General features: G+C 41.2%; 28 protein-coding genes and 5 tRNA genes. 23 read left to right on the top strand and 10 right to left on the bottom strand.

The genetic code is table 11. The features are described from left to right. Positions 1-56 precede the first annotated feature (56 nt). The 11 genes from BC659_RS13980 (at position 57) to BC659_RS13930 (ending at position 5,908) form a co-directional block, all read left to right on the top strand. Positions 57-956 carry a tyrosine-type recombinase/integrase gene (locus BC659_RS13980; protein ID WP_133475436.1) on the top strand — a complete coding sequence of 300 codons (900 nt, stop codon included), beginning with the start codon at positions 57-59 and terminating at the stop codon, positions 954-956. A gap of 284 nt (positions 957-1,240) precedes the next feature. Then, entirely contained in the window at positions 1,241-1,540 is a 300-nt protein-coding gene (gene hpf, locus BC659_RS13975) for a ribosome hibernation-promoting factor, HPF/YfiA family (RefSeq protein ID WP_133475435.1), read from the top strand. Positions 1,541-1,832: 292 nt separating this feature from the next. Further along, positions 1,833-1,905 (top strand) — tRNA-Thr (locus BC659_RS13970). Between the two features lie 43 nt (positions 1,906-1,948). Continuing rightward, positions 1,949-2,031: transfer RNA gene (locus BC659_RS13965), tRNA-Tyr, on the top strand. A 173-nt stretch (positions 2,032-2,204) separates the two neighbouring features. Further along, positions 2,205-2,277 (top strand) — tRNA-Gly (locus tag BC659_RS13960). A 156-nt stretch (positions 2,278-2,433) separates the two neighbouring features. After that, positions 2,434-2,508: transfer RNA gene (locus BC659_RS13955), tRNA-Thr, on the top strand. Positions 2,509-2,605: 97 nt separating this feature from the next. Further along, complete coding sequence (gene tuf / locus BC659_RS13950; RefSeq protein ID WP_133475434.1) at positions 2,606-3,793, top strand: elongation factor Tu; 1,188 nt, start codon at positions 2,606-2,608, stop codon at positions 3,791-3,793. A 103-nt stretch (positions 3,794-3,896) separates the two neighbouring features. Then, a tRNA-Trp gene (locus tag BC659_RS13945) sits at positions 3,897-3,968 on the top strand. Between the two features lie 171 nt (positions 3,969-4,139). Further along, complete coding sequence (gene secE / locus BC659_RS13940) at positions 4,140-4,334, top strand: preprotein translocase subunit SecE (protein ID WP_133475433.1); 195 nt, start codon at positions 4,140-4,142, stop codon at positions 4,332-4,334. Between the two features lie 6 nt (positions 4,335-4,340). Continuing rightward, positions 4,341-4,955, top strand: a complete 615-nt coding sequence (gene nusG, locus BC659_RS13935) for a transcription termination/antitermination protein NusG (protein ID WP_133475432.1) — start codon at positions 4,341-4,343, stop codon at positions 4,953-4,955. 116 nt (positions 4,956-5,071) lie between these two features. After that, entirely contained in the window at positions 5,072-5,908 is an 837-nt protein-coding gene (locus BC659_RS13930; RefSeq protein ID WP_133475431.1) for a VOC family protein, read from the top strand. A gap of 22 nt (positions 5,909-5,930) precedes the next feature. On the opposite strand, the gene BC659_RS13925 is transcribed toward BC659_RS13930, so the two are convergent. The 3 genes from BC659_RS13925 to BC659_RS13915 all read right to left on the bottom strand — a co-directional run bounded on the left by BC659_RS13925 (position 5,931) and on the right by BC659_RS13915 (position 8,347). Further along, positions 5,931-6,389, bottom strand: coding sequence for a YqgE/AlgH family protein (locus tag BC659_RS13925; protein WP_133475430.1), 459 nt, complete (start codon positions 6,387-6,389; stop codon positions 5,931-5,933). Positions 6,390-6,581: 192 nt separating this feature from the next. After that, on the bottom strand, positions 6,582-7,289 hold the full coding sequence (locus BC659_RS13920; protein ID WP_133475429.1) for a LytR/AlgR family response regulator transcription factor: 708 nt from the start codon (positions 7,287-7,289) through the stop codon (positions 6,582-6,584). Beyond that, positions 7,286-8,347 carry a sensor histidine kinase gene (locus tag BC659_RS13915; protein ID WP_133475428.1) on the bottom strand — a complete coding sequence of 354 codons (1,062 nt, stop codon included), beginning with the start codon at positions 8,345-8,347 and terminating at the stop codon, positions 7,286-7,288. The genes BC659_RS13920 and BC659_RS13915 overlap by 4 nt, the downstream gene beginning before the upstream one ends. 200 nt (positions 8,348-8,547) lie before the next feature. Between BC659_RS13915 and BC659_RS13910 the strand changes: the two genes are divergently transcribed. The 7 genes from BC659_RS13910 to rplL all read left to right on the top strand — a co-directional run bounded on the left by BC659_RS13910 (position 8,548) and on the right by rplL (position 14,508). Continuing rightward, positions 8,548-9,717 carry a serine hydrolase domain-containing protein gene (locus BC659_RS13910; protein ID WP_133475427.1) on the top strand — a complete coding sequence of 390 codons (1,170 nt, stop codon included), beginning with the start codon at positions 8,548-8,550 and terminating at the stop codon, positions 9,715-9,717. Beyond that, complete coding sequence (locus tag BC659_RS13905; protein ID WP_133475426.1) at positions 9,710-11,287, top strand: serine hydrolase domain-containing protein; 1,578 nt, start codon at positions 9,710-9,712, stop codon at positions 11,285-11,287. Before BC659_RS13910 ends, BC659_RS13905 begins: the two co-directional genes overlap by 8 nt. Positions 11,288-11,432: 145 nt before the next feature. Then, positions 11,433-11,909: a DUF4920 domain-containing protein gene (locus BC659_RS13900; RefSeq protein ID WP_162847442.1), complete on the top strand. Its 477-nt coding sequence runs from the start codon at positions 11,433-11,435 to the stop codon at positions 11,907-11,909. 280 nt (positions 11,910-12,189) lie between these two features. Continuing rightward, positions 12,190-12,636 carry a 50S ribosomal protein L11 gene (gene rplK, locus BC659_RS13895; protein WP_133475424.1) on the top strand — a complete coding sequence of 149 codons (447 nt, stop codon included), beginning with the start codon at positions 12,190-12,192 and terminating at the stop codon, positions 12,634-12,636. Between the two features lie 26 nt (positions 12,637-12,662). Continuing rightward, positions 12,663-13,355 (top strand): 50S ribosomal protein L1, encoded by a 693-nt coding sequence (gene rplA / locus BC659_RS13890; RefSeq protein ID WP_133475423.1) that lies wholly within the window; start codon positions 12,663-12,665, stop codon positions 13,353-13,355. A 60-nt stretch (positions 13,356-13,415) separates the two neighbouring features. After that, entirely contained in the window at positions 13,416-13,934 is a 519-nt protein-coding gene (gene rplJ, locus BC659_RS13885) for a 50S ribosomal protein L10 (protein ID WP_133475422.1), read from the top strand. Positions 13,935-14,133: 199 nt separating this feature from the next. After that, positions 14,134-14,508 (top strand): 50S ribosomal protein L7/L12, encoded by a 375-nt coding sequence (gene rplL, locus BC659_RS13880; RefSeq protein WP_133475421.1) that lies wholly within the window; start codon positions 14,134-14,136, stop codon positions 14,506-14,508. Between the two features lie 171 nt (positions 14,509-14,679). Here the strand turns inward: rplL and BC659_RS13875 are convergent, their stop codons facing one another. Next, positions 14,680-15,114, bottom strand: coding sequence for a hypothetical protein (locus BC659_RS13875; protein ID WP_133475420.1), 435 nt, complete (start codon positions 15,112-15,114; stop codon positions 14,680-14,682). 117 nt (positions 15,115-15,231) lie between these two features. Then, positions 15,232-15,609 (bottom strand): winged helix-turn-helix transcriptional regulator, encoded by a 378-nt coding sequence (locus tag BC659_RS13870; RefSeq protein ID WP_133475419.1) that lies wholly within the window; start codon positions 15,607-15,609, stop codon positions 15,232-15,234. A 98-nt stretch (positions 15,610-15,707) separates the two neighbouring features. Between BC659_RS13870 and BC659_RS13865 the strand changes: the two genes are divergently transcribed. Both BC659_RS13865 and BC659_RS13860 read left to right on the top strand, forming a co-directional pair. Then, positions 15,708-16,418, top strand: coding sequence for an SDR family oxidoreductase (locus BC659_RS13865; RefSeq protein WP_162847441.1), 711 nt, complete (start codon positions 15,708-15,710; stop codon positions 16,416-16,418). Positions 16,419-16,443: 25 nt separating this feature from the next. After that, positions 16,444-16,794 carry a SnoaL-like domain-containing protein gene (locus BC659_RS13860; protein ID WP_133475417.1) on the top strand — a complete coding sequence of 117 codons (351 nt, stop codon included), beginning with the start codon at positions 16,444-16,446 and terminating at the stop codon, positions 16,792-16,794. Between the two features lie 72 nt (positions 16,795-16,866). Here BC659_RS13860 and BC659_RS13855 read toward each other — a convergent pair whose 3' ends face one another. Together BC659_RS13855 and bla are read right to left on the bottom strand one after the other, a co-directional pair. Next, positions 16,867-19,269: a glutaminase family protein gene (locus BC659_RS13855; protein WP_133475416.1), complete on the bottom strand. Its 2,403-nt coding sequence runs from the start codon at positions 19,267-19,269 to the stop codon at positions 16,867-16,869. Positions 19,270-19,361: 92 nt separating this feature from the next. Continuing rightward, on the bottom strand, positions 19,362-20,111 hold the full coding sequence (gene bla, locus BC659_RS13850) for a subclass B1 metallo-beta-lactamase (protein WP_133475415.1): 750 nt from the start codon (positions 20,109-20,111) through the stop codon (positions 19,362-19,364). Positions 20,112-20,343: 232 nt separating this feature from the next. Between bla and BC659_RS13845 the strand changes: the two genes are divergently transcribed. Together BC659_RS13845 and BC659_RS13840 are read left to right on the top strand one after the other, a co-directional pair. Beyond that, positions 20,344-20,676: a type II toxin-antitoxin system HigB family toxin gene (locus tag BC659_RS13845; protein WP_133475414.1), complete on the top strand. Its 333-nt coding sequence runs from the start codon at positions 20,344-20,346 to the stop codon at positions 20,674-20,676. Positions 20,677-20,685: 9 nt separating this feature from the next. Next, the gene (locus BC659_RS13840) at positions 20,686-21,075 is read left to right on the top strand and encodes a helix-turn-helix domain-containing protein (protein ID WP_133475413.1); all 390 of its coding nucleotides are present in this window, start codon (positions 20,686-20,688) and stop codon (positions 21,073-21,075) included. Between the two features lie 153 nt (positions 21,076-21,228). Here BC659_RS13840 and BC659_RS13835 read toward each other — a convergent pair whose 3' ends face one another. Then, positions 21,229-21,945, bottom strand: a complete 717-nt coding sequence (locus tag BC659_RS13835) for a hypothetical protein (protein ID WP_133475412.1) — start codon at positions 21,943-21,945, stop codon at positions 21,229-21,231. 357 nt (positions 21,946-22,302) lie between these two features. Between BC659_RS13835 and BC659_RS13830 the strand changes: the two genes are divergently transcribed. After that, on the top strand, positions 22,303-22,704 hold the full coding sequence (locus tag BC659_RS13830; protein WP_133475411.1) for a hypothetical protein: 402 nt from the start codon (positions 22,303-22,305) through the stop codon (positions 22,702-22,704). 314 nt (positions 22,705-23,018) lie between these two features. Here BC659_RS13830 and BC659_RS13825 read toward each other — a convergent pair whose 3' ends face one another. Then, positions 23,019-23,303, bottom strand: a complete 285-nt coding sequence (locus BC659_RS13825; RefSeq protein ID WP_133475410.1) for a TfoX/Sxy family protein — start codon at positions 23,301-23,303, stop codon at positions 23,019-23,021. 2 nt (positions 23,304-23,305) lie between these two features. Then, on the bottom strand, positions 23,306-23,779 hold the full coding sequence (locus BC659_RS13820) for a VOC family protein (RefSeq protein ID WP_211340793.1): 474 nt from the start codon (positions 23,777-23,779) through the stop codon (positions 23,306-23,308). Positions 23,780-23,829 lie beyond the last annotated feature (50 nt).

Here is a 23,829-nt window from a genome sequence, read left to right as displayed (position 1 = left end):
ATCAGCCCCGAATATATTCAGTAGCCTGAGTTTTGTAACTTTAGGCTACTTTTTTTATGTCCCAACCCAGGTATCCCGTCATACAGCCCTTTCTGGATCATCTCCGCTTTGAGAAGCGATATTCCCAGCATACCCTTATTTCCTACCAGACCGATCTGGAGCAGTTTTTTGCCTATCTGGAGAGTCAGTTCGATGCACCCGGTATTCCGGCCATTACAGCCATGTTTATCAGGAGCTGGCTGGCAGAAATGAAAGAAGATGGGATGGAAAGCCGGAGCCTGAACCGGAAAATATCGGCCCTGAAATCCTTTTTCAAGTTCCAGTTAAAAAACGGTGTCATTCAGCAATCGCCCATGACCACCATTGTGTCTCCGAAGCTCAATAAGCGCCTCCCGGCCTTTGTGGAAGAGAAAGACATGAAAACCCTGTTCGATTATGTGGAGTTTTCAGACGACTGGAAGGGGAGAACGGAAAAGCTGGTACTACAGCTTTTTTACAGTACAGGTATGCGGTTAAGTGAGTTGATCGGGTTAAAGGAAACCCAGGTAGATGATTCCCTGAAGCAGGTAAAAGTATTGGGAAAGGGCAATAAGGAGCGAATCATACCGGTATCGGGTGAATTGATACAATCTCTCAGGTCATATATCAAAGAAAAGCCTGTACAGCAGGAGGGGCGGGACCCCCGCTTATTTCTGACCGAGAAAGGGAAGCCATTGCAGCCCAGACAGGTGTACAGCTTTGTAAAACACCACCTGGCCACTGTTACTACCATACAGAAAAAAAGCCCGCATATTCTTCGCCATAGTTTTGCTACCCACCTCATGAACAACGGGGCCGATCTCAATGCGGTAAAAGAGTTGCTGGGGCATAGCAGTCTGGCCGCCACACAGGTATATACCCATAATACGATTGAAAAACTGAAGGAAGTTTTTAAGAAGGCACATCCGAAAGCTTAGATAGAAGTCCGGGAGTCCGAAAGTCCGAAAGTCGGCAAGACCGGAAGAGATGGATTTGTTAGGGTTTGATGTGTTTTTTATTGATTGACAACTGTTTTTTCCGGGGGTAAGAGGGGGTGATTTTAGTTCTGATAAATCTTTCTAAAAATCCGCTTATTTATTTCTTTTTTTCGGGCAAATGGTCTAACTTGTATATCATGCTACCGGAGCTTAGATCCGGTAGCTACAGCCTCAGCAAAAAAGATCTTTCACATAATTATTTCACCGATTAAACGTGAGTTGCTATGAACGTTAACATTCAAACCGTGCACTTTGATGCAGATGACAAATTGGTAGACTATGTATCACGTAAACTTCAAAAACTGAACACTTTTCATGATCGGATCCTGAAAGTGGATGTTTTTCTGAAGCTTGACAATGTAGTACACACCATTAAGGACAAGATTGTAGAGATAAGGGTGCATGTGCCGAGGCATGATTTTTTTGTAAAAGCCTCCACTAAGTCATTCGAAGAGTCATTCGATGCAGCCATGGAATCTATTGTTTCACAGATTAAACGAAAAAAAGAAAAATTAGCAGCCTAAAAAATTACCCAGCCCTGGCCCTAAAGCCGGGGCTTTTTTTTGGCTACAAGCCACAAGTTGCAAGGCTCAAGCCTATTTTAAACCCTTGCAGCTTGCAGCTTGTAGCTTGCGGCTTTTCACCCTTGTGCATAACTACCTGAAAAATTTCCAAGCAAAATTTTGCTGAATTAAGTTTTCCATTACCTTTGCCATCCCAAAAACGGGTAGTTCTTTGTATTTTGTAAGATGACTAACTGATAAAAACAGCGGATCAAACCGAGGTTTTTTTGTGGAAATCGAACAAAAAAAATAAGCCGAAGTAGCTCAGCTGGTAGAGCAGCTGATTTGTAATCAGCAGGTCGCGGGTTCGAGTCCCATCTTCGGCTCTTCATTTAAATAGCTCCGGGCTTTGGTCCGGAGTTATTTAAAGGGCAGGTTCCAGAGCGGCCAAATGGGGCGGACTGTAAATCCGCTGTCTTTCGACTTCAGAGGTTCGAATCCTCTCCTGCCCACGGAACAATTTGGAAATTTGAAAAATTTGATCCGCCTTAGGCGGATTGAAAATGATCAAATTGTTGATTTTTGGTAAGTTCTTTACAAGTATTTGAAATCTGATAATTTAAAATACGAAGTGTTTAAAAAACATTTTCAAATTTTCTCCGCCTCAGGCGGATCAAATTAACAAGCGGGAGTAGCTCATTTGGTAGAGCGATAGCCTTCCAAGCTATAGGTGGCCAGTTCGAGCCTGGTCTCCCGCTCATTTAAAGTTCTTTAAAAACAACAGCTTAAAGAAATGAAAGCCGTTGTACCTTCCTGTCGACGGACAGGGCTCTGTGGTAGAGCATCCCGATGTAATCGGGAAGGTCGTGAGTTCTTTTTTTTAAAAGAAAAACACAACAGCTAAAGAGTTAAAAGCCGTTGTAGCTCAGTGGTAGAGCACTTCCTTGGTAGGGAAGAGGTCGTGAGTCCGATTCTCACTAACGGCTCCAGTAGCAGCAGGAAAAGTGATCCGCCGCGCGGATAAAAAACAGTTAAACAAATGGCGAAAGCCTTAGATTTTTAAAACACAACTAAAAACCGATAAAAATGTCTAAAGAGACCTTTAAGAGGGAGAAACCTCACGTAAACGTTGGTACCATTGGTCACGTTGACCACGGTAAAACCACCCTGACTGCTGCCATTACGGACATCTTATCTAAGAAAGGTCTGGCACAGGCTAAGAAGTATGATGAGATCGATGGCGCTCCTGAAGAAAAAGAGCGTGGTATCACCATCAATACTGCACACGTAGAATATCAAACTGCCAATCGTCACTATGCGCACGTTGACTGTCCAGGTCACGCTGACTATGTGAAAAATATGATTACCGGTGCTGCCCAGATGGACGGTGCTATCCTGGTTGTTGCTGCAACTGATGGTCCTATGCCTCAGACTAAAGAGCACATCCTCCTGGCTCGTCAGGTAGGTGTACCTCGTATTGTAGTATTCATGAACAAGGTTGACCTTGTTGATGACGTTGAGTTATTGGAACTGGTAGAAATGGAGATCCGCGAACTGCTGACTTCATACGGTTTCGATGGCGATAACACTCCAATCATTCAGGGTTCTGCAACTGGTGCACTGGCTGGCGAAGCTAAGTGGGTTGCTAAAGTTGAAGAACTGATGGATGCAGTTGATACTTATATCCCACTGCCTCCACGTCCGATCGATATGCCATTCCTGATGTCTGTGGAAGACGTATTCTCTATCACAGGTCGTGGTACCGTAGCAACTGGTCGTATCGAGCGTGGTATCATCAAAGTTGGTGAAGGTGTTGAGATCGTAGGTCTGATGGAGTCTCCATTAACTTCAACTGTAACAGGTGTTGAAATGTTCAAAAAACTGTTGGATGAAGGTCAGGCAGGTGATAACGCCGGTCTGCTGCTCCGCGGTATTGAGAAAAAAGATATCCGTCGTGGTATGGTAATCTGTAAGCCAGGTTCTATCACTCCACACACTGACTTCAAAGGTGAAGTTTACGTACTGAGCAAAGAAGAAGGTGGACGTCACACTCCATTCTTTAATAAATACCGTCCTCAGTTCTACTTCCGTACTACGGATGTAACTGGTGAGTGTACTTTACCTGAAGGAACAGAAATGGTAATGCCTGGTGATAACATCGGTCTTACTGTAAAACTGATCCAACCCATCGCTATGGAAAAAGGTCTGAAATTCGCTATCCGCGAAGGTGGACGTACTGTAGGTGCCGGTCAGGTTACTGAAATCATCAAATAAGTTAAAAGCCCCGGCTTTTAGCTTCCGCAAATAGTTTTTTTACTATATTTGCATACATAATCTAAAAGCTGTCTCGATCTGTCGGGATAGCTTTTAGCTTTCTACGGGCATAGTACAACGGTTAGTATAGAGGTCTCCAAAACCTTTGATCTGGGTTCGAATCCTAGTGCCCGTGCTGAGTAATTTGAAAATTAGGTAATTTGATCCGCCTTAGGCGGATTGAAAATGAGGTTGTTCCCTACTGCTTTGCAATTCAGGGAAATCAATATTTTCAAATTCAATTACCATCCCTTACGAAGGCAATAATTTTCAAATTTTCAAATTTTCAAATTTTCAAATTGTACAAGTGAACAAAATCGCCACATACTTCAAAGAGAGCTACCGTGAGTTGATGGAGAAAGTAACCTGGCCAACCTGGTTACAGCTGCAGCAAAGCACTGTTATTGTATTGGTAGCTACTGTCATCATTACCGCACTGGTTTGGGTGATGGACTTCTCCAGCAACCAGTTGCTGAAGTTGATTTACTCATTATTCAAGTAAGAGAACATGGAAGCATCAGTTGTAGATAATAATGCGCTTGAAACCACCGAAAACAGCCAGGTAGAAAATACCAAATGGTATGTATTGCGTGTGGTGAGTGGTAAAGAGCGTAAGGTAAAAGAATACCTGGATAAAGATATTATCCGCAGTGGCTGGCAGGAAATCATCAAACAGATATTCCTCCCCATGGAGAAAGTATACAAAGTGCAGAATGGTAAAAAAGTAATGCGCGAGAAAAACTATTTTCCAGGGTATGTAATGATGGAAGTATTGAATGGTAAACTGAATGATGATATTGTTCAGCACATCAGCAATATCAGTAACGTCATGCATTTTCTTACCGATGGTAAAGGCTCAAAAGGCAATATCATTTCTTTACGTAAAAGTGAAGTCAATAAAATGCTGGGTAAGGTTGATGAAATGAACGATCAGGGTGTAACCATGAGCGAACCTTTCATTATCGGCGAAACCATCAAAATCATTGAAGGTCCATTCAACGATTTCAATGGTGTCATCGAAGAAGTAAACGACGAAAAGAAAAAACTGAAAGTGACCGTAAAAATCTTCGGTCGTTCTACACCTGTGGAACTCAACTATATGCAGGTAGAGAAACTCAGTTAATATTTCAGTATATGATTCAAAAGACCGCTCGTTTATGAGCGGTCTTTTTTTGTGTCGAAACTGTAGTAGATTTAAGGAACGATTCTTACGGGTATGTTTCTTTAAATACAGCTGCTATGCCTAAATCTATTTATCCTTGTCTTTGGTTCGATAACAATGCGGCAGAAGCTGCAGCATTTTATACCAGTATTTTTACAGATGCTGCTGTACTGGATTCAAATCCCATCGTTACCAGGTTCAAAGCCGGTGGATTGGTTTTTATGTTGCTTAATGGCGGACCGAAGTACAAACAAACACCAGCCTTTTCTTATTTCGTGTATTGTAACAGGGAAGCAGAAATCAATCGATTGTATGATTTGCTGAAAGAAGGCGGGCAGGTTTTAATGCCATTGGATAAATACGACTGGAGCCCTCGTTATGCCTGGGTGCAGGATCGTTTTGGGGTAAACTGGCAACTCGATGTAGAAGAGATCAACAATGAACAGAAAATTGTGCCGACACTTTTGTTTGTGAATGAAAAAAATACGGAAGTAGGGGCAGCAAGGTCATTGTATATGGGCACCTTTAACAACAGCAAGGAACTCATGGATATGCCTTATCCGGCAGAAGCAGGTCTGCCTGCAGGTAGTTTATTGTTTGCTCAGTTTAAGCTGGGGGGCTTTATCATGAATGCCATGAGCAGTACCTTACAGCACGATTATGATTTTACACCGGCTAATTCATTGGTTGTTGAATGCGATGATCAGCAGGAGATAGATGCGTTCTGGGATGCACTTGGAAAAAACGGGCGCTACGATATGTGTGGCTGGCTGGCAGATAGATTTGGGGTGTCCTGGCAAATTGTTCCTTCGATGCTGCCTCAACTCATGCAGGATCCTGAAAAAGGGCAACGTGTAATACAGACATTCCTGAAAATGCAGAAATTTGATATCCGGACTTTGCTGGATGCATAGATAACTGTAATCGTTAGTTGCACTATTTATCAAATGCAAAAGAAGCCGGATGTTCGCTGATGATCCAGCTGCCTTCTTTTATTTCATCTTCCAGCTGCTCAGGGTCCCAGCCTGCATAACCAATCAGTAAACAAATATCATTCTCAGTGAGGCTGCCATTTTTCAGATGTGTAACCGCCTGCTGAAAGTCGCCTCCGTAATACACACCATCTTTAACAGGCATACCACCGTCAATGAGATCGGGACGGCGATGCAGGAAAAAAAGATTTTCCTGATCCATGGGACCGCCAATATAAAGAGGTATGGGAGGGCAGGCAATAAACTCCGTGAGTTCATTCAGGTTTTTCATCAAAGGCAGGTGCAGTATAAAACCCACAGCACCCCTTTCATTTTGTTCAACAATGAGAATGGGTGTGTTCTCAAAGTTCGGGTCATTGATATCTGGTGAACTGATGATGATTTTTCCGAAAAGCGATGGCATGAATACGAGCTTGTTTGTCAATAAAATTAACTGAAAATTCTTCAGTTTCTGTAATATAGATAAAAACTAAGGTTTTGAATTAAATATACCAGATTACATAAGATCAGTTGCAGCTGAATGTGAGGCTGACTCAGCATTTTTAAAATAGATCGAAAGAATAGAGCCGGAGGATCAACTGAATCAGCTGATGCCTTATTTTTTCAATAGTTCTTCCACAAACCCTTTATAATGATTGCCGACTGGTACGGAGAAACTGCCAAGTTCAATGGACTGGTTGCTGAAAACCGTAATCATTTTTTTATGTATGATGTAGGATTTGTGTACACGAAGAAAATCGGATGAGAGTTCATGTTCGAGTTGTCCGATTCTGTATTTGATCATGAGTTTTTTTCCATCTGCAAAATATAGTTGGATATAATCTTTAAAACTTTCAATAAAAACAATATTCGCTTCATCTACCTGATAGGTTTTTGTACCTGATTGGAGCCGGAGTAATTTTTGAGATGATAAGGGATGCACCGCAACATTTTCAGGAACGCCCTTGTTCCATCTTCTGTAAAACTTCTCAACAGATGCCATAAAACGTTCAAAGCTGATGGGTTTCAACAGGTAGTCTACAATATCCAGTTCATAACCTTCCATGGCATAATCGCGGTGAGCGGTGGTGAAAATAACAGCGGGGGCAGGTCTCAGCATTCTGAGTAATTCAATACCTGTTAATTTGGGCATCTGTATATCGAGGAAGATCAAATCAACTTTATGGGTACGAAGGAAGGTACTGGCTTCCATGGCATGGGTACAGGAACCGATCAGTTCAAGCATACCAGCGTCATGTATATGCTTCTGCAATAATTGAATGGCCAGGGGCTCATCATCTACCAGTAAACATGTTGCATTCATAACAAAGGAACCTGCATTTTTACTTCAAAGATTTCCTGATGCTCTTTAGCGCTTAATAAATAACGTCCCGGATAAAGAATTTCCAGTCTTTGCTTCAGGTTTGAGAGGCCAATACCGGAAATTTTATTTTCACCACGCATAAAATTATTCGCTGCTGTTAAAGTTAACTCATTGCTGGCAGCTTTCAAGCTGATGCTGAATACGGCAGGTCCCATAACCTGTTCTACACCATGTTTAAACATGTTTTCAATTACAGGAACCAAGAGAAGAGGGGCAATGGTATAATGCTGATCGGTTTTATGTATAAACTGTATACTTAAACGATCTCCGAATCTCATTTTACCAAGATCAAGATAATTTTGTAGAAACTGGATCTCCTGATCTAAAGAAACATGGTTGGCATTACATCTGTACAGGAGGTAATCGAGTAACTGTGAAAGCCTGTCGATGGTTGGAGCTGTTTCAGCCGACTGCTGAAGTGCGAGCGAATAAATATTGTTGAGTGTGTTGAATAGAAAATGAGGATTGATCTGGGCCTTCAGTGCTTCCAGCTTTGCGCTGATTTTTTCTTTTTCAATCTCTGCCTGCTTACGCATGATGCGTTGTCTCTCTATGAGTAGAAAAAAGATAATAAATGGAAGCGCGCCTGAAACAATACTGATGATATAATATTTGAAGAGTATAGAGAGTCCGCCCAGTATTTGAGGTATAGATTCCTGCCCGCCAAAATTACCCCCCAACAGTGGTTCCAGTATATACACAATCGAAATCCTGTTGCATATGGCGATGATGTATATGCCTGCAGAAAATTCAATAACACCCCGTAAAATTTGTTTCTTATCTAACAGTAAGGGCAGTATCCGTATTGTACTAAAATAACTGGCTGCTACTACTGCCAGCAGGTGAAAGAAAACAGTGATTGCCCTGTCATATGTACTGAAGTCGTGTCGCAGAGAGCCAGATCTTTCATTGAATAGGTACTGAGTGAGGTATACAATGTATATAACCAGCCAGAATATAGTATGTAGTAAATACCTGTTATTTTTTTTCAGCTTCATAAATATATGATATGGATAAAAGTAGAGAAATGTTATGGCTCAATGGGGTCTTGTAGACGAAATAGGCAAAACTGCCTACGAAATGATCTTCTGCGGACGTGTAGCTGCTATTAATTGTTTGTCCTCCATATTTTTCGGTTGGTAGAATAGCCGGTTTTATCACAAAACAGGAAGAGAGATTTGCTGAAACAAATCACATTATGTTGCTATTCCGGGTATTTTTTTTACTGCTGTTGGTGAATAGGGTAAGCGGGCAGCGTTCTGTTCATGAGCATACAATAAAACCTGTGTCCTTTTCCGGCATTGTACAACGGGTAAGAGATACTAAAGCGGTACTACATCAGGGTATACATCAATACCTGAACAGCTTGGTTGATACCGCACATTTTCAGGGTGTGGCGCTGGTGGTGAAAGGCAATACCATCATTCATAAATCTGTATACGGAAAAAGCAGTCGGGAAGAAAAAACGCCTATACATTTCAGCACACAGTACTTACTGGGATCGCTTAGTAAATCATTTGTAAGCATCGCCATTATGCAGTTGGTTGAAAGGGGACAATTGGATCTCTTTAAGCCAGTACGAACCTATCTGCCTGAACTCAGGGAAGATCTCGCCAAAGGTTTAAATGTTCATCTTTTATTGAAACATCAGTCGGGTCTCGCTGCTAACCTGGATGAAGTAACAAAATATCCTCTAATGGAACTCACATCAAAAGAGATACTTGGGCTTATCAATAAAACCAAAAGAAAAGGGGATGAGGGACAGCAATTTGAAATCTCTTCTTTGAATTTCATGCTGCTGGGACTTATCATCGAAAAATTATCCGGTCGACCTTATGAAGCGTATATGAAAGAAAATATCTTTCAACCCTTTCAGTTAACCTCTACCGGCATCAGCCATCTTTTTCATCCGCCTGCCAATAAGGCCCATGGGTACAGACTTATAGACGGACAGGTGCGCAGGATAGAGGATATTGTTTCATATGCCTATGCTACGGCCGATATGTATTCTTCTGTGGGTGATCTTTTTACATGGGGGTATGCATTGCAACATGGCCTGATGGTATCCGATCAAAGCAGGGAACTATTATTCAATGGCGGTATCAAAGAACAGGGTAATTACGGATATGGTTTTCGTACGCAAAGTTACCTGAGGCCTGAAACAGTTACTGAACCTGGAAAGCTCATCAGACATGGTGGATTCATGAATGGTTTTTGTGCCAATTATCATTATTACGACAAAGATGATCTCACCATTATTCTGTTGAATAATTACCGCAATCTGCGCATTCTGAACATCAGTTTTACCATAAAGGAAATGGTGTTTGGTTACCAGCCTGGTCAACGAAAAAATACATACGATGAATAAATATCTCAAAATGGGTAAGTCCCTTAGGTTAATGATCTGTCTGTTATTTGGTATTGTACTTTCCGGCAGGTCGCAGGATAGTATCAATACCCAAAAAGAAATCAACATGCTGTTGCAGGGTTTTATGAAAGCCATCGAAACCCGGGATTCGGTGAGCATGTATTCCTTCTTTGCTGATGTTCCTGTAACATGGGTAGGGGTATGGAAACCCCTGTCTTATCAACAGCGCTTACTGAAAGATGAAAGAGCCCTTTCTGTCAGACCATCCGATTTTAAAACATGGTTCCGGTCTGTTGCTTCCTCCGGGTTCAAACAGGAAAAATTCCGAAACCCGGTTATCGTCGCTGATGATTTTGTGGGCTCAGTAACCTTCGATTATAGTTTTTGGGTGAATGGAAAAAAAGGTAATTGGGGTAAGGAAAGCTGGGGGCTCATAAAACAGCATAATGGTTGGAAAATAGCCAGTGTTGTTTTTTCTATTGAACTGGATGCTGTAAAGAAGGAAAAAGAAGAACCGCCTTCTGTTCCGGAAATTAAAAACGGGAAAATGGAGTCTTATATGCAATCGATATTAGCTGACACACATTTTCAGGGCACCGTTTTAGTAGCCCGGGGAGACGTAATTATACACCATGCGGCATATGGTATGTTTGATGAGGAAAATAGCATACCCAATACCATTCATACCCAGTTTTTAATTGGTTCCTTAACCAAATCCTTTGTAGCCATTGCAGCGATGAAACTGGTGGAAGAAAAAAAGCTGGATCTGAATGAGCCCATCGCCAGTTATTTGCCTGGTCTTAACAAAGAATTATCCGATGGGGTCACCATTCATCATCTGATGCAACAGCAGTCCGGACTAGAAACAAGTTTTGATAACCTTACGGAATATGAGATCATGGATATTACACCTGCAGAATTATTAGCGATTATCAACAAATCGAAAAGACGATTCAAAGCGGGAGAAAAATATGAATATACCAACCTCAATTATACGGTGTTAGCCATGATTATTGAATCGGTAACCGGCATGCGTTATCAGCAGTACCTGCAAACGACCATTTTTGATAAAGCCGGAATGCAGCAAACGGGTATTGAAAGAATGGTGAATACTCCGACAAACAGGGCCATCGGTTATCGTACCATTAATGGTATACGCAGAAGGGTACATAATGCGGTTTCCTATGCATTTGGTGCAGGCGATATATATTCCACTACCGGCGATCTTTTCAGGTGGCGTCAGGCACTAAGTAATCTTTCGATACTGAATGGAGAGAGTCTTTCTACCATGTTAACAGGAGCTGGAAAAGAATGGGGCTATTATGGTTATGGTTTCAGGATACAGCCATACCAGACAGCGGTAAATGATAGGGCAGAAGGTAAGCTCATCAGGCATGGTGGTACCATGAATGGCTATACTTCTAATTTCCATTTTTACCAGGATGATCAGCTTACCGTAATTGTACTATCCAATTACAGGGATGTGCCCATACGCCGGATTACCTATAACCTGAAAGAAATAGCGCTGGGTTTTGATGCGGGGCAACGGAAAAATATACATGAGGAATAATGCTATCCCTTACAGCTTTATTGCCGGTGATAGCTTTGGTTCAAACAGTCAAATTGTGATCGGTGGTTTGGTGGAATGTTTGGGATGGTTGTATCTTTGTAGAAGGCAGTTACTGCTATTATCTTTCAAATCAAATAAGGATTGCATGAAAAAATTATTGATGGCGGCACTTACACTTTTTGCCGTAAATATGCTGAATGCCCAGCCCCCTGTAGTACCTGCAGAAGCCGGTGCTAAATTCGGTAAAGCTATCACTGCCGATAACGCAGTATCTATCGAAGAGTTTGTAAAAGTAATGGCCACCAAAGAAGAGGGAAAACCCCATGATGCCAAAATAGTAGGTGTGGTAACCGAAGTATGTCAGAAAGAAGGTTGCTGGATCAAGGTACAGTCGCCCAATGGTAATATGATGGTGAAAATGAAAGACCACAAATTTGCGGTTCCGGTAGTACTGAATGGCAAAAAGATCGTCATCGATGGTGTGGCCACCCAAACCACCACTTCTGTAAAGCAGTTAAGACATTTTGCGGAAGATGCCGGTAAAAGCAAAGAAGAAATCGCCAAAATCACTGAACCCAAGAAGGAGATCGTGATTCAGGCAGCAGGGATATTAGTATTGTAAGCTTCAAGCTGCAAGCCTCAAGCTTCAAGGAAGAGATTAAAAAAGGCAATTGGTCGACAGACAATTGCCTTTTTTAATTGATAATCAATAGATTAAATGAAAGTGTAACCTGAACCTTGTGGCTTGCAGCTTGCAGCTTGTAGCTTTTCCTCTCTTTTTCTTTGAAATCCGGCTACTCCTCCTTACCTTTGCCGCCCCAAAAGTTCTTTTTTTGAAAGAATGATTGAGTTTGGGAGTCTCGCCTCAGGCGAGACGTTATAACCAATTAAATCAAAAAGCAATGGCCAAAGAAATCACCGGCTATGTGAAGTTGCAGGTAAAAGGCGGTCAAGCCAATCCAGCACCTCCCGTAGGTCCAGCCCTTGGTTCGAAGGGTATCAACATCATGGAGTTCTGTAAGCAGTTCAATGCCAGAACCCAGGACAAAATGGGTAAAGTAGTACCCGTTTTGATCACTGTTTATGCTGATAAGTCGTTCGACTTCATCATCAAAACCGCACCCGCTGCCGTTCAGTTAATGGAAGCAGCCAAAATCCAGAAAGGTTCAAAGGAAAGCAATCGTCAGAAAGTAGGTAAAGTAACCTGGGAGCAGGTAGAAGTTATCGCTAAAGACAAAATGTCTGACCTGAATGCCTTCACCCTTAACAGTGCCATGAGCATGGTAGCTGGTACTGCCCGCAGTATGGGTTTAACCGTAGAAGGAAAAGCCCCTTGGGAAAACAATTAATCTATTCACCTTTTAATCTGTAAAAAATGTCACTGACTAAGAAAAGAAAAGTAGCAGCGGTAAAGGTGGATAAGAATAAAGCTTATTCCCTGAAGGAAGCCTCTGCGCTCGTAAAAGAAATCAACTGTACCAAATTTGATAGCTCTGTAGACCTGCATATCCGTCTGGGTGTAGACCCTAAGAAAGCAGATCAGCAGGTTCGTGGTACTGTTTCATTACCACACGGTACCGGTAAAACCAAGAAAGTACTGGTACTTTGTACGCCTGATAAAGAAGCCTCTGCAAAAGAAGCAGGTGCTGATTTTGTAGGTCTGGATGAATTCATCACCAAAATTGAAGGTGGTTGGACTGATATCGATGTAATCATCGCTACACCAGCTGTGATGCCTAAAATTGGTAAGCTGGGTAAAGTATTAGGCCCACGTAACCTGATGCCGAATCCTAAAACCGGTACTGTAACCAATGATGTTGCAGCAGCGGTAAATGAGGTGAAAGGTGGTAAGATCGCCTTTAAAGTAGACAAAGCAGGTATCGTTCACGCTTCTATCGGACGTGTATCATTTGCTCCTGAGAAAATTGCTGAGAACAGTGCTGAACTGATCAATGCTATTATCAAGCTGAAACCATCTTCTGCCAAAGGTGTATACCTGAAAGGCGTGAGCATGGCCAGCACCATGAGTCCTGGTATCGCTTTAGACACCAAATCATTAATGAACTAATTCCTGGTGATCCTGGCAGTAATGTTGGGAAATGACCCGGGTTTTTAAAACAGATCAGATATGACAAAAGATCAAAAAAATGAGGTGATCGAAATTCTGAAAGAGAAATTCGCTCAATATAATAACTTCTACATCACCGATACTGAATCGCTGACTGTAGCACAGGTATCTGCTTTACGTCGCACTTGCTTTGATAAGCAGGTTGAGATGAAAGTAGCTAAAAACACCCTGATCCGTAAGGCGCTTGAGTCTTTGGATGCAGAAAAGTATGCAGGTGTGTATGAGTCTCTGAATAATGTAACTGCATTGATGTTCTCAGAGAACCCTAAAGAACCCGCATTAATCATCAGCTCTTTCCGTAAATCAAGCAATGGTGAAAAACCAGTGCTGAAAGCAGCTTTTATCAATGGTGATGTATATACCGGCGATAACAACCTGAAAACACTTACACAGATCAAGACGAAGAATGAACTGATCGGTGAAGTAATCGGATTGCTGCAGTCTCCTGCTAAACGTGTACTGGCTGCTTTATTGCACCACCATGAAAAGCAGGCTGAAACAACAGCGAGCGCGGAGTAATTCAATTTGGAAATTCGGAGATTTGGAAATTTGAAAATGTTTTCAGGTCTTCTGTTCCAGAAGAAAATGTATTAACTGAGATGAAGAGTATGGTAATTTCCAAATCTCCAAATTCTCAAATTAATAGGTATCAAATTTTTTTAAACCATCCGACGGATTCGCCTGAGGCGGATATGAAGCCGGAAAAAATTGAAACAAAATGGCAGACGTAAAAGCATTAGCCGAAACATTAGTAGGCTTAACAGTAAAAGAAGTTCAGGAATTAGCTGATGTATTGAAAGCTGATTACGGTATTGAACCAGCTGCTGCTGCAGTGGTAGTTGCTGCTGGCGACGGCGGTGGCGCTGCTGCTGCTGAAGAGAAAACATCTTTCGATGTAGTTCTCGTTAACGGTGGTGCAAGCAAACTGAACGTAGTTAAAATCGTGAAAGAACTGACTGGTCTCGGACTGAAAGAAGCGAAAGACCTGGTTGACGGTGCTCCAAAACCAGTAAAAGAAGGTATCTCTAAAGCTGAAGCTGACGATATCGTTGCTAAGCTGAAAGAAGCTGGTGCTGAAGTAGAAGTGAAGTAATTTCACAAGCTGTTAAGCAAAAAATATAGCCGCTCCATGTTGGAGCGGCTTTTTGCTTCTAGCTTCTAGCTGCCAGCTACTAGAAAAAGAGAGAGAAAATTAAATAGCAGTTTGATTTCATTCGCTTCTAGCTAGAAGCTGGCAGCTAGTAGCCTATTTTTTCCATTGCTACTATGTTTTTTCAATCTGGGTTTCAACAATATCCAATTCAAGTCCACTCTTTTCATCCGATTCGCTTGTAAACAATATTTTTACCTTACCATCCTTACCTGTTATGGTGATAATTGAGTTTTCAAGGTTGCCGTTGCCTTTATCTGTACTTACTTTATAAACAGCCTGTCCGTTTTGTAAATATTCCTTCCAGTTACAAAGTGCAACATTACTGATAGTGTTAGAAATACTCAAGGGTTGGCCGGCAATATTTCCGTTCAGTATAATTTTCCCATTACCGATTGTTACAGTCCCTTCAAATGGAAAGTCGGGCTGTTTTGCATTCTCTTGAATAAAACGTCCGGTAGAAGTTTTACTTACAGATGCCTTTTCACACTGTGTAAATCCAGTTAATGATGCACCAATAAATACCCCCAGCATACATAGCTTTTTCATAATAGTGTTTTGTAGTGAATAAATTGAGGGGGGTATTTTAAAATTAGTGTTTTGCATCAAATAATTTTAAATTTTTATTTTTCAAAAGATAAAAATGGATATCTCTGGTTTGCTTGTTTATTCATTGCCATACCTGGCATTCGCTATCCCGATTATGTTATTAGACTTGCCCCAGTCATAAATATGTTCTAATACCGCTATGAACGATTTGCCAAGAGGAGTGAGGCTGTATTCTGTTCGTGGTGGAATCTCACCATAGTCTTTCTTTTGTACCCATCCGTCTTCCACAAGACTGCTTAGTTGTTGTGTGAGCATTTTTTCTGTGATATTGGGAATGGAACGTTGTAATTCTTTATACCTGAATGATTTTTCTCTCAGGTTCCAGATGATGATCAACTTCCATCTTCCACCCACCATTTTCAGTGTAGATGCTATCGGACAATTGAATGTGAGCTGTTGCTCGTTAAGGGCATTGGTAGAATTCTGCTTTCTCATTTGTACGCACTTTATTGTATGTACATAACTATTTGTATGCAAATCTAATACAGTTCAACTTTGTGTCATCATTTATTTTAAAAGACAAAAAAATGAACATGCATAACAAAAAAATTCTCGTTATCGGAGGTAGCTCAGGCATCGGGAAGGCCGTAGCCGAAATGGCTTACAGTATGGGAAACCATGTAACACTTACCAGCAGACAATTACCCAAGGCCATTGCAACAGCCAAAAGCATCGGAAATACGGTTACCGGACTGCAATTGGACATTAATGATGAAACCCAGGTAGAGATATTTTTTAATGCTATAGAAGGCTTTGATCATATCTACATAGCGGCTGGATCCACTAAAATCGGTGCCCTTACAGACGGATTGCTCCATCAAAACCTGCAGGCATTTCATACAAGACTGATAGGTAGCCTTTCCGTTGTTCGCGCAGCCATTCACAGGATCAGCAGCGGTGGATCCTTTGTTTTTACCGGAGGTATTTCAACCGATCGTCCGATACCTGGTGCCTGGGTTTCGGGTTTGGGCACTGCGGCGGCAGAACAACTGGCGCGTGTATTGGTCATGGAATATCCTTATATAAGGTTTAATGCTGTTTCCCCGGGTTATACTGATACACCTATGTGGGACGATTTGCTGGGTGAAAATCGGAATACCATACTGGCTGAAGTTGCACAGAAACTACCCGTCAAGAAAATTGCTTCTCCGCAGGAAGTGGCTTCCGCCGTTTTATTCCTCATGTCTAATGCTTCAGTAAATGGTGAAGTATTGCATGTGGATGGTGGTGGCAGACTTGTATAATTTTTAAAAATTAAAAAGAAAACAAATGAATCAAACAAACATCAGCACATCAGTGGAAGAACTGGTTTCTCTGGCACTGGAAGGTAAATGGGAAATCGCTTTTGAAAAATTTTACCATCCTGATCTTGAAAAAACAGATCTCGACGGTATCCCGGTATTGGGTATACAAAAGAACATTGAAAACGGTCGACTATTTTCATCGCGCATCTCCAATGTTCGTGATTTTTCCTGCACCGGTATCATTGTCAAAGAAAACAGAAGCTTTATTGTTTGGGCCTTCGATTTTGATGTGGACGGAAATCCTTTTAAGGTCACTGAAGTGGCTATACAGGATTGGGAAAATGGAAAAATTGTAAGAGAAAGATTTTTTGCCTGATGAAGTAAAAGCTGTGAGCCATGAGCTTTGAGCAACTTTAAAATATTATCATTCAAACTCGTAGCTCACAGCTCATAGCTTCCTCCTCCATTCTTTCTCCAGCATTTTAATAAAATATCCGCCTACTACACTTCGGGCCTGAAAGCCTACCTGCTTTCCGTCGGTTGTTTCATGCCAGTCGGCAAGCGGTATCCGGCTGGGGGTTTCCATGGCATATTTATAAACAGGGTCAACCAGGGCATTGAAATCACGGTCATTATTGGTAAGCACTGAGGTCCAGAGAATCCAGTCACTCTTGGTATAGGTTTTACGGCTGTCTAAGGGCAGTCCATATTTGTTTTGTTGGGTGAGATAGTACTTTATTTCTTTTTCATACACAGCACCGGGGAAGAGGTTCAGCTTGAGCAGTTTATCCCACACGAGATTGTATTTCTGGCTCCAGGTTCCTTTACGGTCGAAAGTGAGTGCATAATGATCGCCATCATTTGCCATCTGCATCCATTTAACCGCATAGTCTTTCGCAATTCTTCTGTACCTGTTGGCCTCAGCTGTTTTACCTAGCTGTTGAGCCATTTGCGCATAGGCACCGATGCCCACGATGGCTTTCATGGATAAATTGGTATTGCGTGCAAGATGACCCGCGAAATCATCGGTACATAACTGATTGGCCGGGTCGAAACCATCTTTGTTTAAAAACTCCACCCACTGACTTAATAAGGGCCAATGTTTTTTGGCAAATGCAAGTGATTTTTCTGCTTTGCAAATGGCAGCCGTAAGAATGATCATATTACCCGATTCTTCCACCGGCATATCTTCTCCATAAGTCTGTCCATTCGCAAGCGGATATGTACCTAAATCATGTGCAGGAAAAGGTTTGGTCCACCTGCCAGATTCACTGTATGCCATAATAGGTTCTACCATACCTTTTAATAAGGCAGGATTATAGATCAACGTTAAGGGGGCAGAAGGATAGGTAACATCTACGGTCCAGATAGATCCATTACTAAAGTTTTCTTTTTGAGGAAACAATATTTCATTGTTTTTTCCTCTTACCAGTTTATGTGCTGCCAGTGATTCTCTGTAGGCAAGTACACAGAGTCTGGCATAATTTTCGCCACCTGCTTTTACGGCATCGGTATAGAGTTGCTGATCAAAACGCTTGCAGGCCGCTTCAATCTTTGTAAACTCATCCATCGACTTTTTCAGCATTTCTTCGGTTGAAGAAAAAATCTTTTTCCACCAGGCCTGCAGGTTTTCATTAAAGTACTGAATAGAATACAAATCATCATAGGCCAGGAGAATGGTTTTGGTAACAGGAGCGGCAGTTATTTTACCATAATCCATGGAAAGATTAGCAGCCGTGGGAGATGGCTTATCTTCTGCAGTGGGAGCCGATAGCTGTGTTCCCTTTTCATTCCTTACTGCCAGATATGAGTAGCCCCAGTCTATTCTTACATCATCACCTTTTCTTTTTAATACGGGTTGGGTAGTGGTACCTGTTTTTTGCATCAATAGCGAACCATACGTATCCGTATGTGAACTTACTTGCTGATTTACTTTATTGCGGGCAATATCTGCACTGTTATGGAAATATATTTTTACATCATGTTGTTTGCCATCGGTTGCCTGTGGTGTAAAACTTATATAGCTGATGGGGCGTGCGTATACATCGAGGTTATTGGCGAGCAGGGGCGACATAAATTTTACGGTAAGGTTGATTCCTCCACAGCTGAACCGGTAAGTCGTTTGCGTTGCACTGATGTTAACAGATGTTTGTGTGGCCTGTAATACGGGCTCGTCGGGTAAGAGGTTATACAATCCTGCATCGATAATACCTGGCCCGCCTGTATTTTCGCAGTACACTGCAAGCGTGTTTTTTCCTATGCGGATCTTGTTTTCTATTTCTTTACTTAGTAAAATTTCTTTGCTGGACGAACAGCAACCGGCTTCATAAATTTTGTCGCCGTTCAGGTACACTTTAATATTGTCATCATATTTGAGTGTGAGCAATAACTGATGAAAGTTTTTTTCTGTTACGGTAAATGAGCGCCTGAGCCAGATTTCTTTACTGTTCCATTCGGTAGCGGCATCCATATTTTTAGAGCCGAACATACCCTTGGCTTTTTGCCAGCCTCCATCATCAAAAGAGGGTAACTGCCAGTTATCCTGCGGCTTTGTTTCAGTGAAGCTGCATTCATATGCCATCAGGTCGCTGTTGGGTAAGAGGGCTTCTTTCTTTTTAGGTGGGGCACCCAGAAATTTATACAACTTACCATCTACTGAAACATAACCCAGTAAAGAATGGTCTGTTCCGGTCCAGTGCCGGGTAACCGATTCATTCAGTTGATCTGAAAAACTCCAGATGCTGAAATAGGGGTCGTGGGTAATCAATGGATAGGCAGGTGCTTTATGAACCTGCGCAAAAAGGCAAGGGATTACCGACAAGGCAATCAGCAGAACGTAGATTTTCTTCATGGCGTTGGCATCAAGGGGATATTAATTGTACCGGTCTTCAATTTAATAAAAATTGAAGCAGGAAAACCGATTGCCACCATGTTTCTGTCCGGCTACTCTTTGCTGAATAAGCGAATGGTATAATCCAGTAAAGCAATGTTGCCCGGCTCTCCATGTCCGGGTATCACTATTTTTAAACCGGGATAACTCTTTTTGATGCTTTCAACGGTGGCAGACCAGACTTTTACATTGGCATCGCCGAGAAAACCTTTTGTGGCATCCAGTTCTTTAATCAGACAACCACCAAAGAGAATCTGATCGGTGGGGAAATAAGCCACTACATTATCTTTTGTATGTCCTTCACCAAAAAATCGGATGTATATTTTTTCTCCGCCCACAGTTAGCATTAACTCACCTGTGAACCCATTGGTAGGCAGTGTATATTGTTGCGCTTTGGCGAGTGTAATGGTTAGGTTATTGGCGTAGGAGGGAGCCTGGTATTGATGAAAAGCCTTCAATCCACCCAAACAATCTTCATGAAAATGAGTAGGTACGATGGCTTTGATCTTACTTTTTTCCTTCAGCTGTAACCAGTTAATCAGTTCTTTGGTACTCGTGTCATTGGCAGGTGTGTCAAAAACAACGGCTTCATTTTTGTTGAGTACAATCATGCCGTTACAAGGTACTTTCCCAAAGCTGTTGGTATACAGGTAGCTGGTATGTACATAACTGTGTTTCGATAAACGGGTAATGATGAGCTGATCAGATTGGTAAACGGTATCATTTGTTTGGGTCGTCTGCGAAAATACCTTAGCGGATATGCAGAAAAGAAAAATAGCGATATAAGCAGGTAAGTGTTTCATGTTTTTTTCAAGTATTTGTAAATATACACTGCCAGTTACTTTATGGCAGGTGTGTGCATTTTTTTTTTAGTTAAATCATCTCTCGCGCAGTACACTTTGCCTCAGTCTTTAGTGATCCGAACTTATCCGATTAAAATCGGCTATTATGATTTGCAGCCTTGATATTTGGCAATAGGTATAAAAATAATGTTCACAAAAAGAGAACTTTAAATAAAATACTTATAACTTTATTATGAAAGTACATTTAATAAGGCGAGAGACCATTGTAGACTATAAAAAGAAAAATGCACAAAGCAGCGTATCATTTGATGACTGGCTTGTGAAACTGAAATATGTCGATTGGATAACCCCGGCCTATATACAGCACAGTTTTCGCAGTGCCGATTTGTTGGGAAGGGGTTCTAATAGGTTTGTTTTTGATGTCGGGGGCAATAAGCATAGGCTGATTGGAAAGTATGCTTTTGGTGATATACAGGTACACTTATTTGTATGCTGGATAGGTACACATGCCGAATATGATAAGCTCTGCAAAACCGGTAAACAATATACCATCAGTAATTATTAAAAATAAGTCATGGAGACTTTACAATATAAATTGATTACCAACAAAACACAATATGCTGCTTATTGCAACAAACTTGAAGCGCTTGTATGTTCTGGTGCTAAAGACCGCAACACCAAAGATGAAATTGCGCTGCTCACCCTTCTTATTGATACATGGGATGCCGCTCATCTTGCGGCAACAGACCTGGATCCGGTTGAGCTGCTCCATTCTTTTATGAAGGAACATGGTCTCAAAGCAAAAGATCTGGTTGAAATCCTCGATATCAGTAAAGGATATGTATCTGATATTCTGCACTACAAAAAAGGGCTTTCCAAAGAAGTTATCAGAAAACTGGCCGAATATTTTAAAGTTTCTCAGGAAGCTTTTAATCGTCCTTATCCATTAGTTGGATTGAATTAAAAATATGAAATATGAAATAGGAAATAAGGAATGAGAAACTGGGGCGAATTTATGTAGGATAATCAGCTTTTTACTATACGAATCTCCAGTAGCCATACTTCCTCTGTTTCCTATTACATATTTCTTATTTCTTATTTCTTATTCTTCTGCTATTTACTTCCCCGCATTCATCGCTTGCTGCCAAACCAGTTTGCCTTTTTTATCAAAATATTTGATACCGGTAAAAGCTTTTTTGTTCTGGAACCTGCTACCGTCTTTTTTAGACATGCCGATGAGTAAGTTGCCACTTTCGCCGGCAATCATCAGACCTTTGGTGCCATCTTCCAATGCTACAATGTGAACGGCTTCTCCTTCCAGATCATCCACACCCATTACCGATCTCGACTGACCATCTTTGGTGGTGTTTACACCAGCACCGCCCAGTTCCCAGCCTTCTTTATCGTTCCATAAAATACCGGCACTCTGAAACATTCTTTTGCCAATATTGGGGTCTGCCAGTTTATCGCCCAGTAATACACGGTCGAAGCCGTTTTCATTCATCACCACAATGCCTTCTGCACCGTTGTAATAGTTTTTATACCACTCCATATACTGATTGGGGTTGCCATATTCTTTGGCCCAGTATTTTCTAACCAATGCAGTATCATTCCTGACACGATCTTTTGAAAAAGGAATCGGTGAGCCGATCAGTATTCTGTCGCGACCGATGCTGTCTTCAATGATAATGCCTTTGGCCCTGATGATACCCATACTTTGTTCAGGTGTGGTGAATGCAAAAAGCAGTACAGTGATGAGTATGCCTGTGCTGATCAGTATATACCAACGCATCCATGCCATTTGTTTCTGTAGTTGTTGTAGTTCTGTTGTCATAAGGTTTTGTAATGGTTACCTAATTTACGAACGATGATAACAATAGTTACAGCAGAGTGCATTTTAGGTAAAGAAACCACATGAATATGTGAGAACAAGGGGGAGGTGGGAAATAAGGAATAAGAAATAAGGAATAAGAAATAAGAAATTAGGGTTGTCAGGTAGATTGAGGGCAAATCAAGTAATCAGGAAATCAGAAAATCAAAGATTAAAGTGCAGAAACGGGCTGTCATAGCGTTGTTGCTATATGCATTGTCATTGGTATACCTAAACTTGCTGTTTGTAGCCGTTTTACGGATAGCTGTATAAGGATGCAACGCAATAACAATATTAAGCGTCATGTAGAAAAAAAGCTGTATGAAAAAGTTCTTACTGATGCTGGGTATGGCTGCAATGACCATGCTGCTGTCTTGTACAAAAGAAGATGAGGAAAAACCTGAAGAGGGTGACGCATTTGCTGTTTCTTATGTGGATGGCTTGTGCGGTAGCATGATATTATCCATAGAAGATAAAAGATACTATGACTTGGGTGAAAGAGGATTTGTACACAAAGGTGTGAAGTATGAATCAGCATTTTTAACTAGTGCTCCCTGCAAGCAATCTTTAGCAAGGGTGTTAACAGCCACAAATAGCGAACGTGCAACTTTTATGGTCCGGATCACTGATAATCCTCCTGTATGCGAAAGTAATGGTGTTACCTGTATGGCTTTGTTTAGTCCATCGCCGAATAAATTTCATCATATAGTTGTTTTGCGATAAGGAACTAAGTAAAAAGTAATAGACTCTGTGAGTGGTAGTTTGCGGGGTATGATAGGCGATACCTTACATATCCCCGCTTTTTACACCCAGGTGTCGTTACCCTGAAGTTCATCTTGCATCTATTGAAGAAATCATCGCGATCCTGGATGGGGAAAGGCGGCAAAGAATCTGCTTGTTTTAGCTGCTGTTTAAGTTGAAACAACTTTATTTGCAAAATTAAATTAGGATCCCCGGCTATCTAACAAAAAGAGTCTCAGTATATCAGAAACTCTTCGAAGAGTTTAAATTGTAGAGAAACAAAACTGCAATTGGACTTATGTGTCACTCTTATCCTTAGCCTGTTTTCTCAGTTCTGTTTTAAGTTCTACAGGCAATTGGTCCCAATGTAAGTCAAGCAAAGCCCCTTGCAGGGAATATAAATAATAACAAATGGGAAATGTTTTGTCAGGGTTTTGTTTGCAGATACTTTGATATGCTTTAACTGTTGTCATTTGAGCAAGGTCTGCAAGGGAGAAAACGCCTATCTCGTTTAGGCGTTTCTCAATGGTTGTACCAATATTTTTTGCACCTTTTAAATTGTTGCAAAGCTTTGTTTTCATAACTATTTATTTTGTGGTGGTGAATATTTTACAATATCAATGCCAATGCCGTTGGGATCTTCAATAGCAAAATGTCTGTCGCCCCAAGGTTCGTTGCGGATTTCAACCTTAATCGGTACATTTTTACTTTTAAGTTTATTATAGATACTATCCACATCATCAACTTCAATAGTCAGATACATACCTTGTCTTAAAAATGGTTTGTGAAAGAGAGTTTGTTGACTTGGGTGGTTAGGTAACAAAAAACTAATTTCCGCTTCGTGATTTGGAGTGTGTAATAAGAGATAAAATTCATTTTCAAATGTTACCCCGAACCCTAAATTGTTGCTATAAAAAGCTTTGCTTTCTGCCAACTTTGTTGTGATAACTCCTGCGTTTAATTTCATCTTGTTTTGTTTTTGAATTATTGAACTTGACTGGCAAAAGGAGTTTGCTGTTAAGCAAGCCAGAGTGATAAATGTTAAAATTCGTTTCATCTCCATTTTATTTTGATTGACGAGACAAAATTCAATCAAATCATTGCGCA

It is taken from the genome of Sediminibacterium goheungense, from assembly GCF_004361915.1.
Taxonomy (GTDB): Bacteria; Bacteroidota; Bacteroidia; order Chitinophagales; family Chitinophagaceae; genus Sediminibacterium; species Sediminibacterium goheungense.
This window is presented reverse-complemented; position numbering and strand designations above follow the sequence as displayed.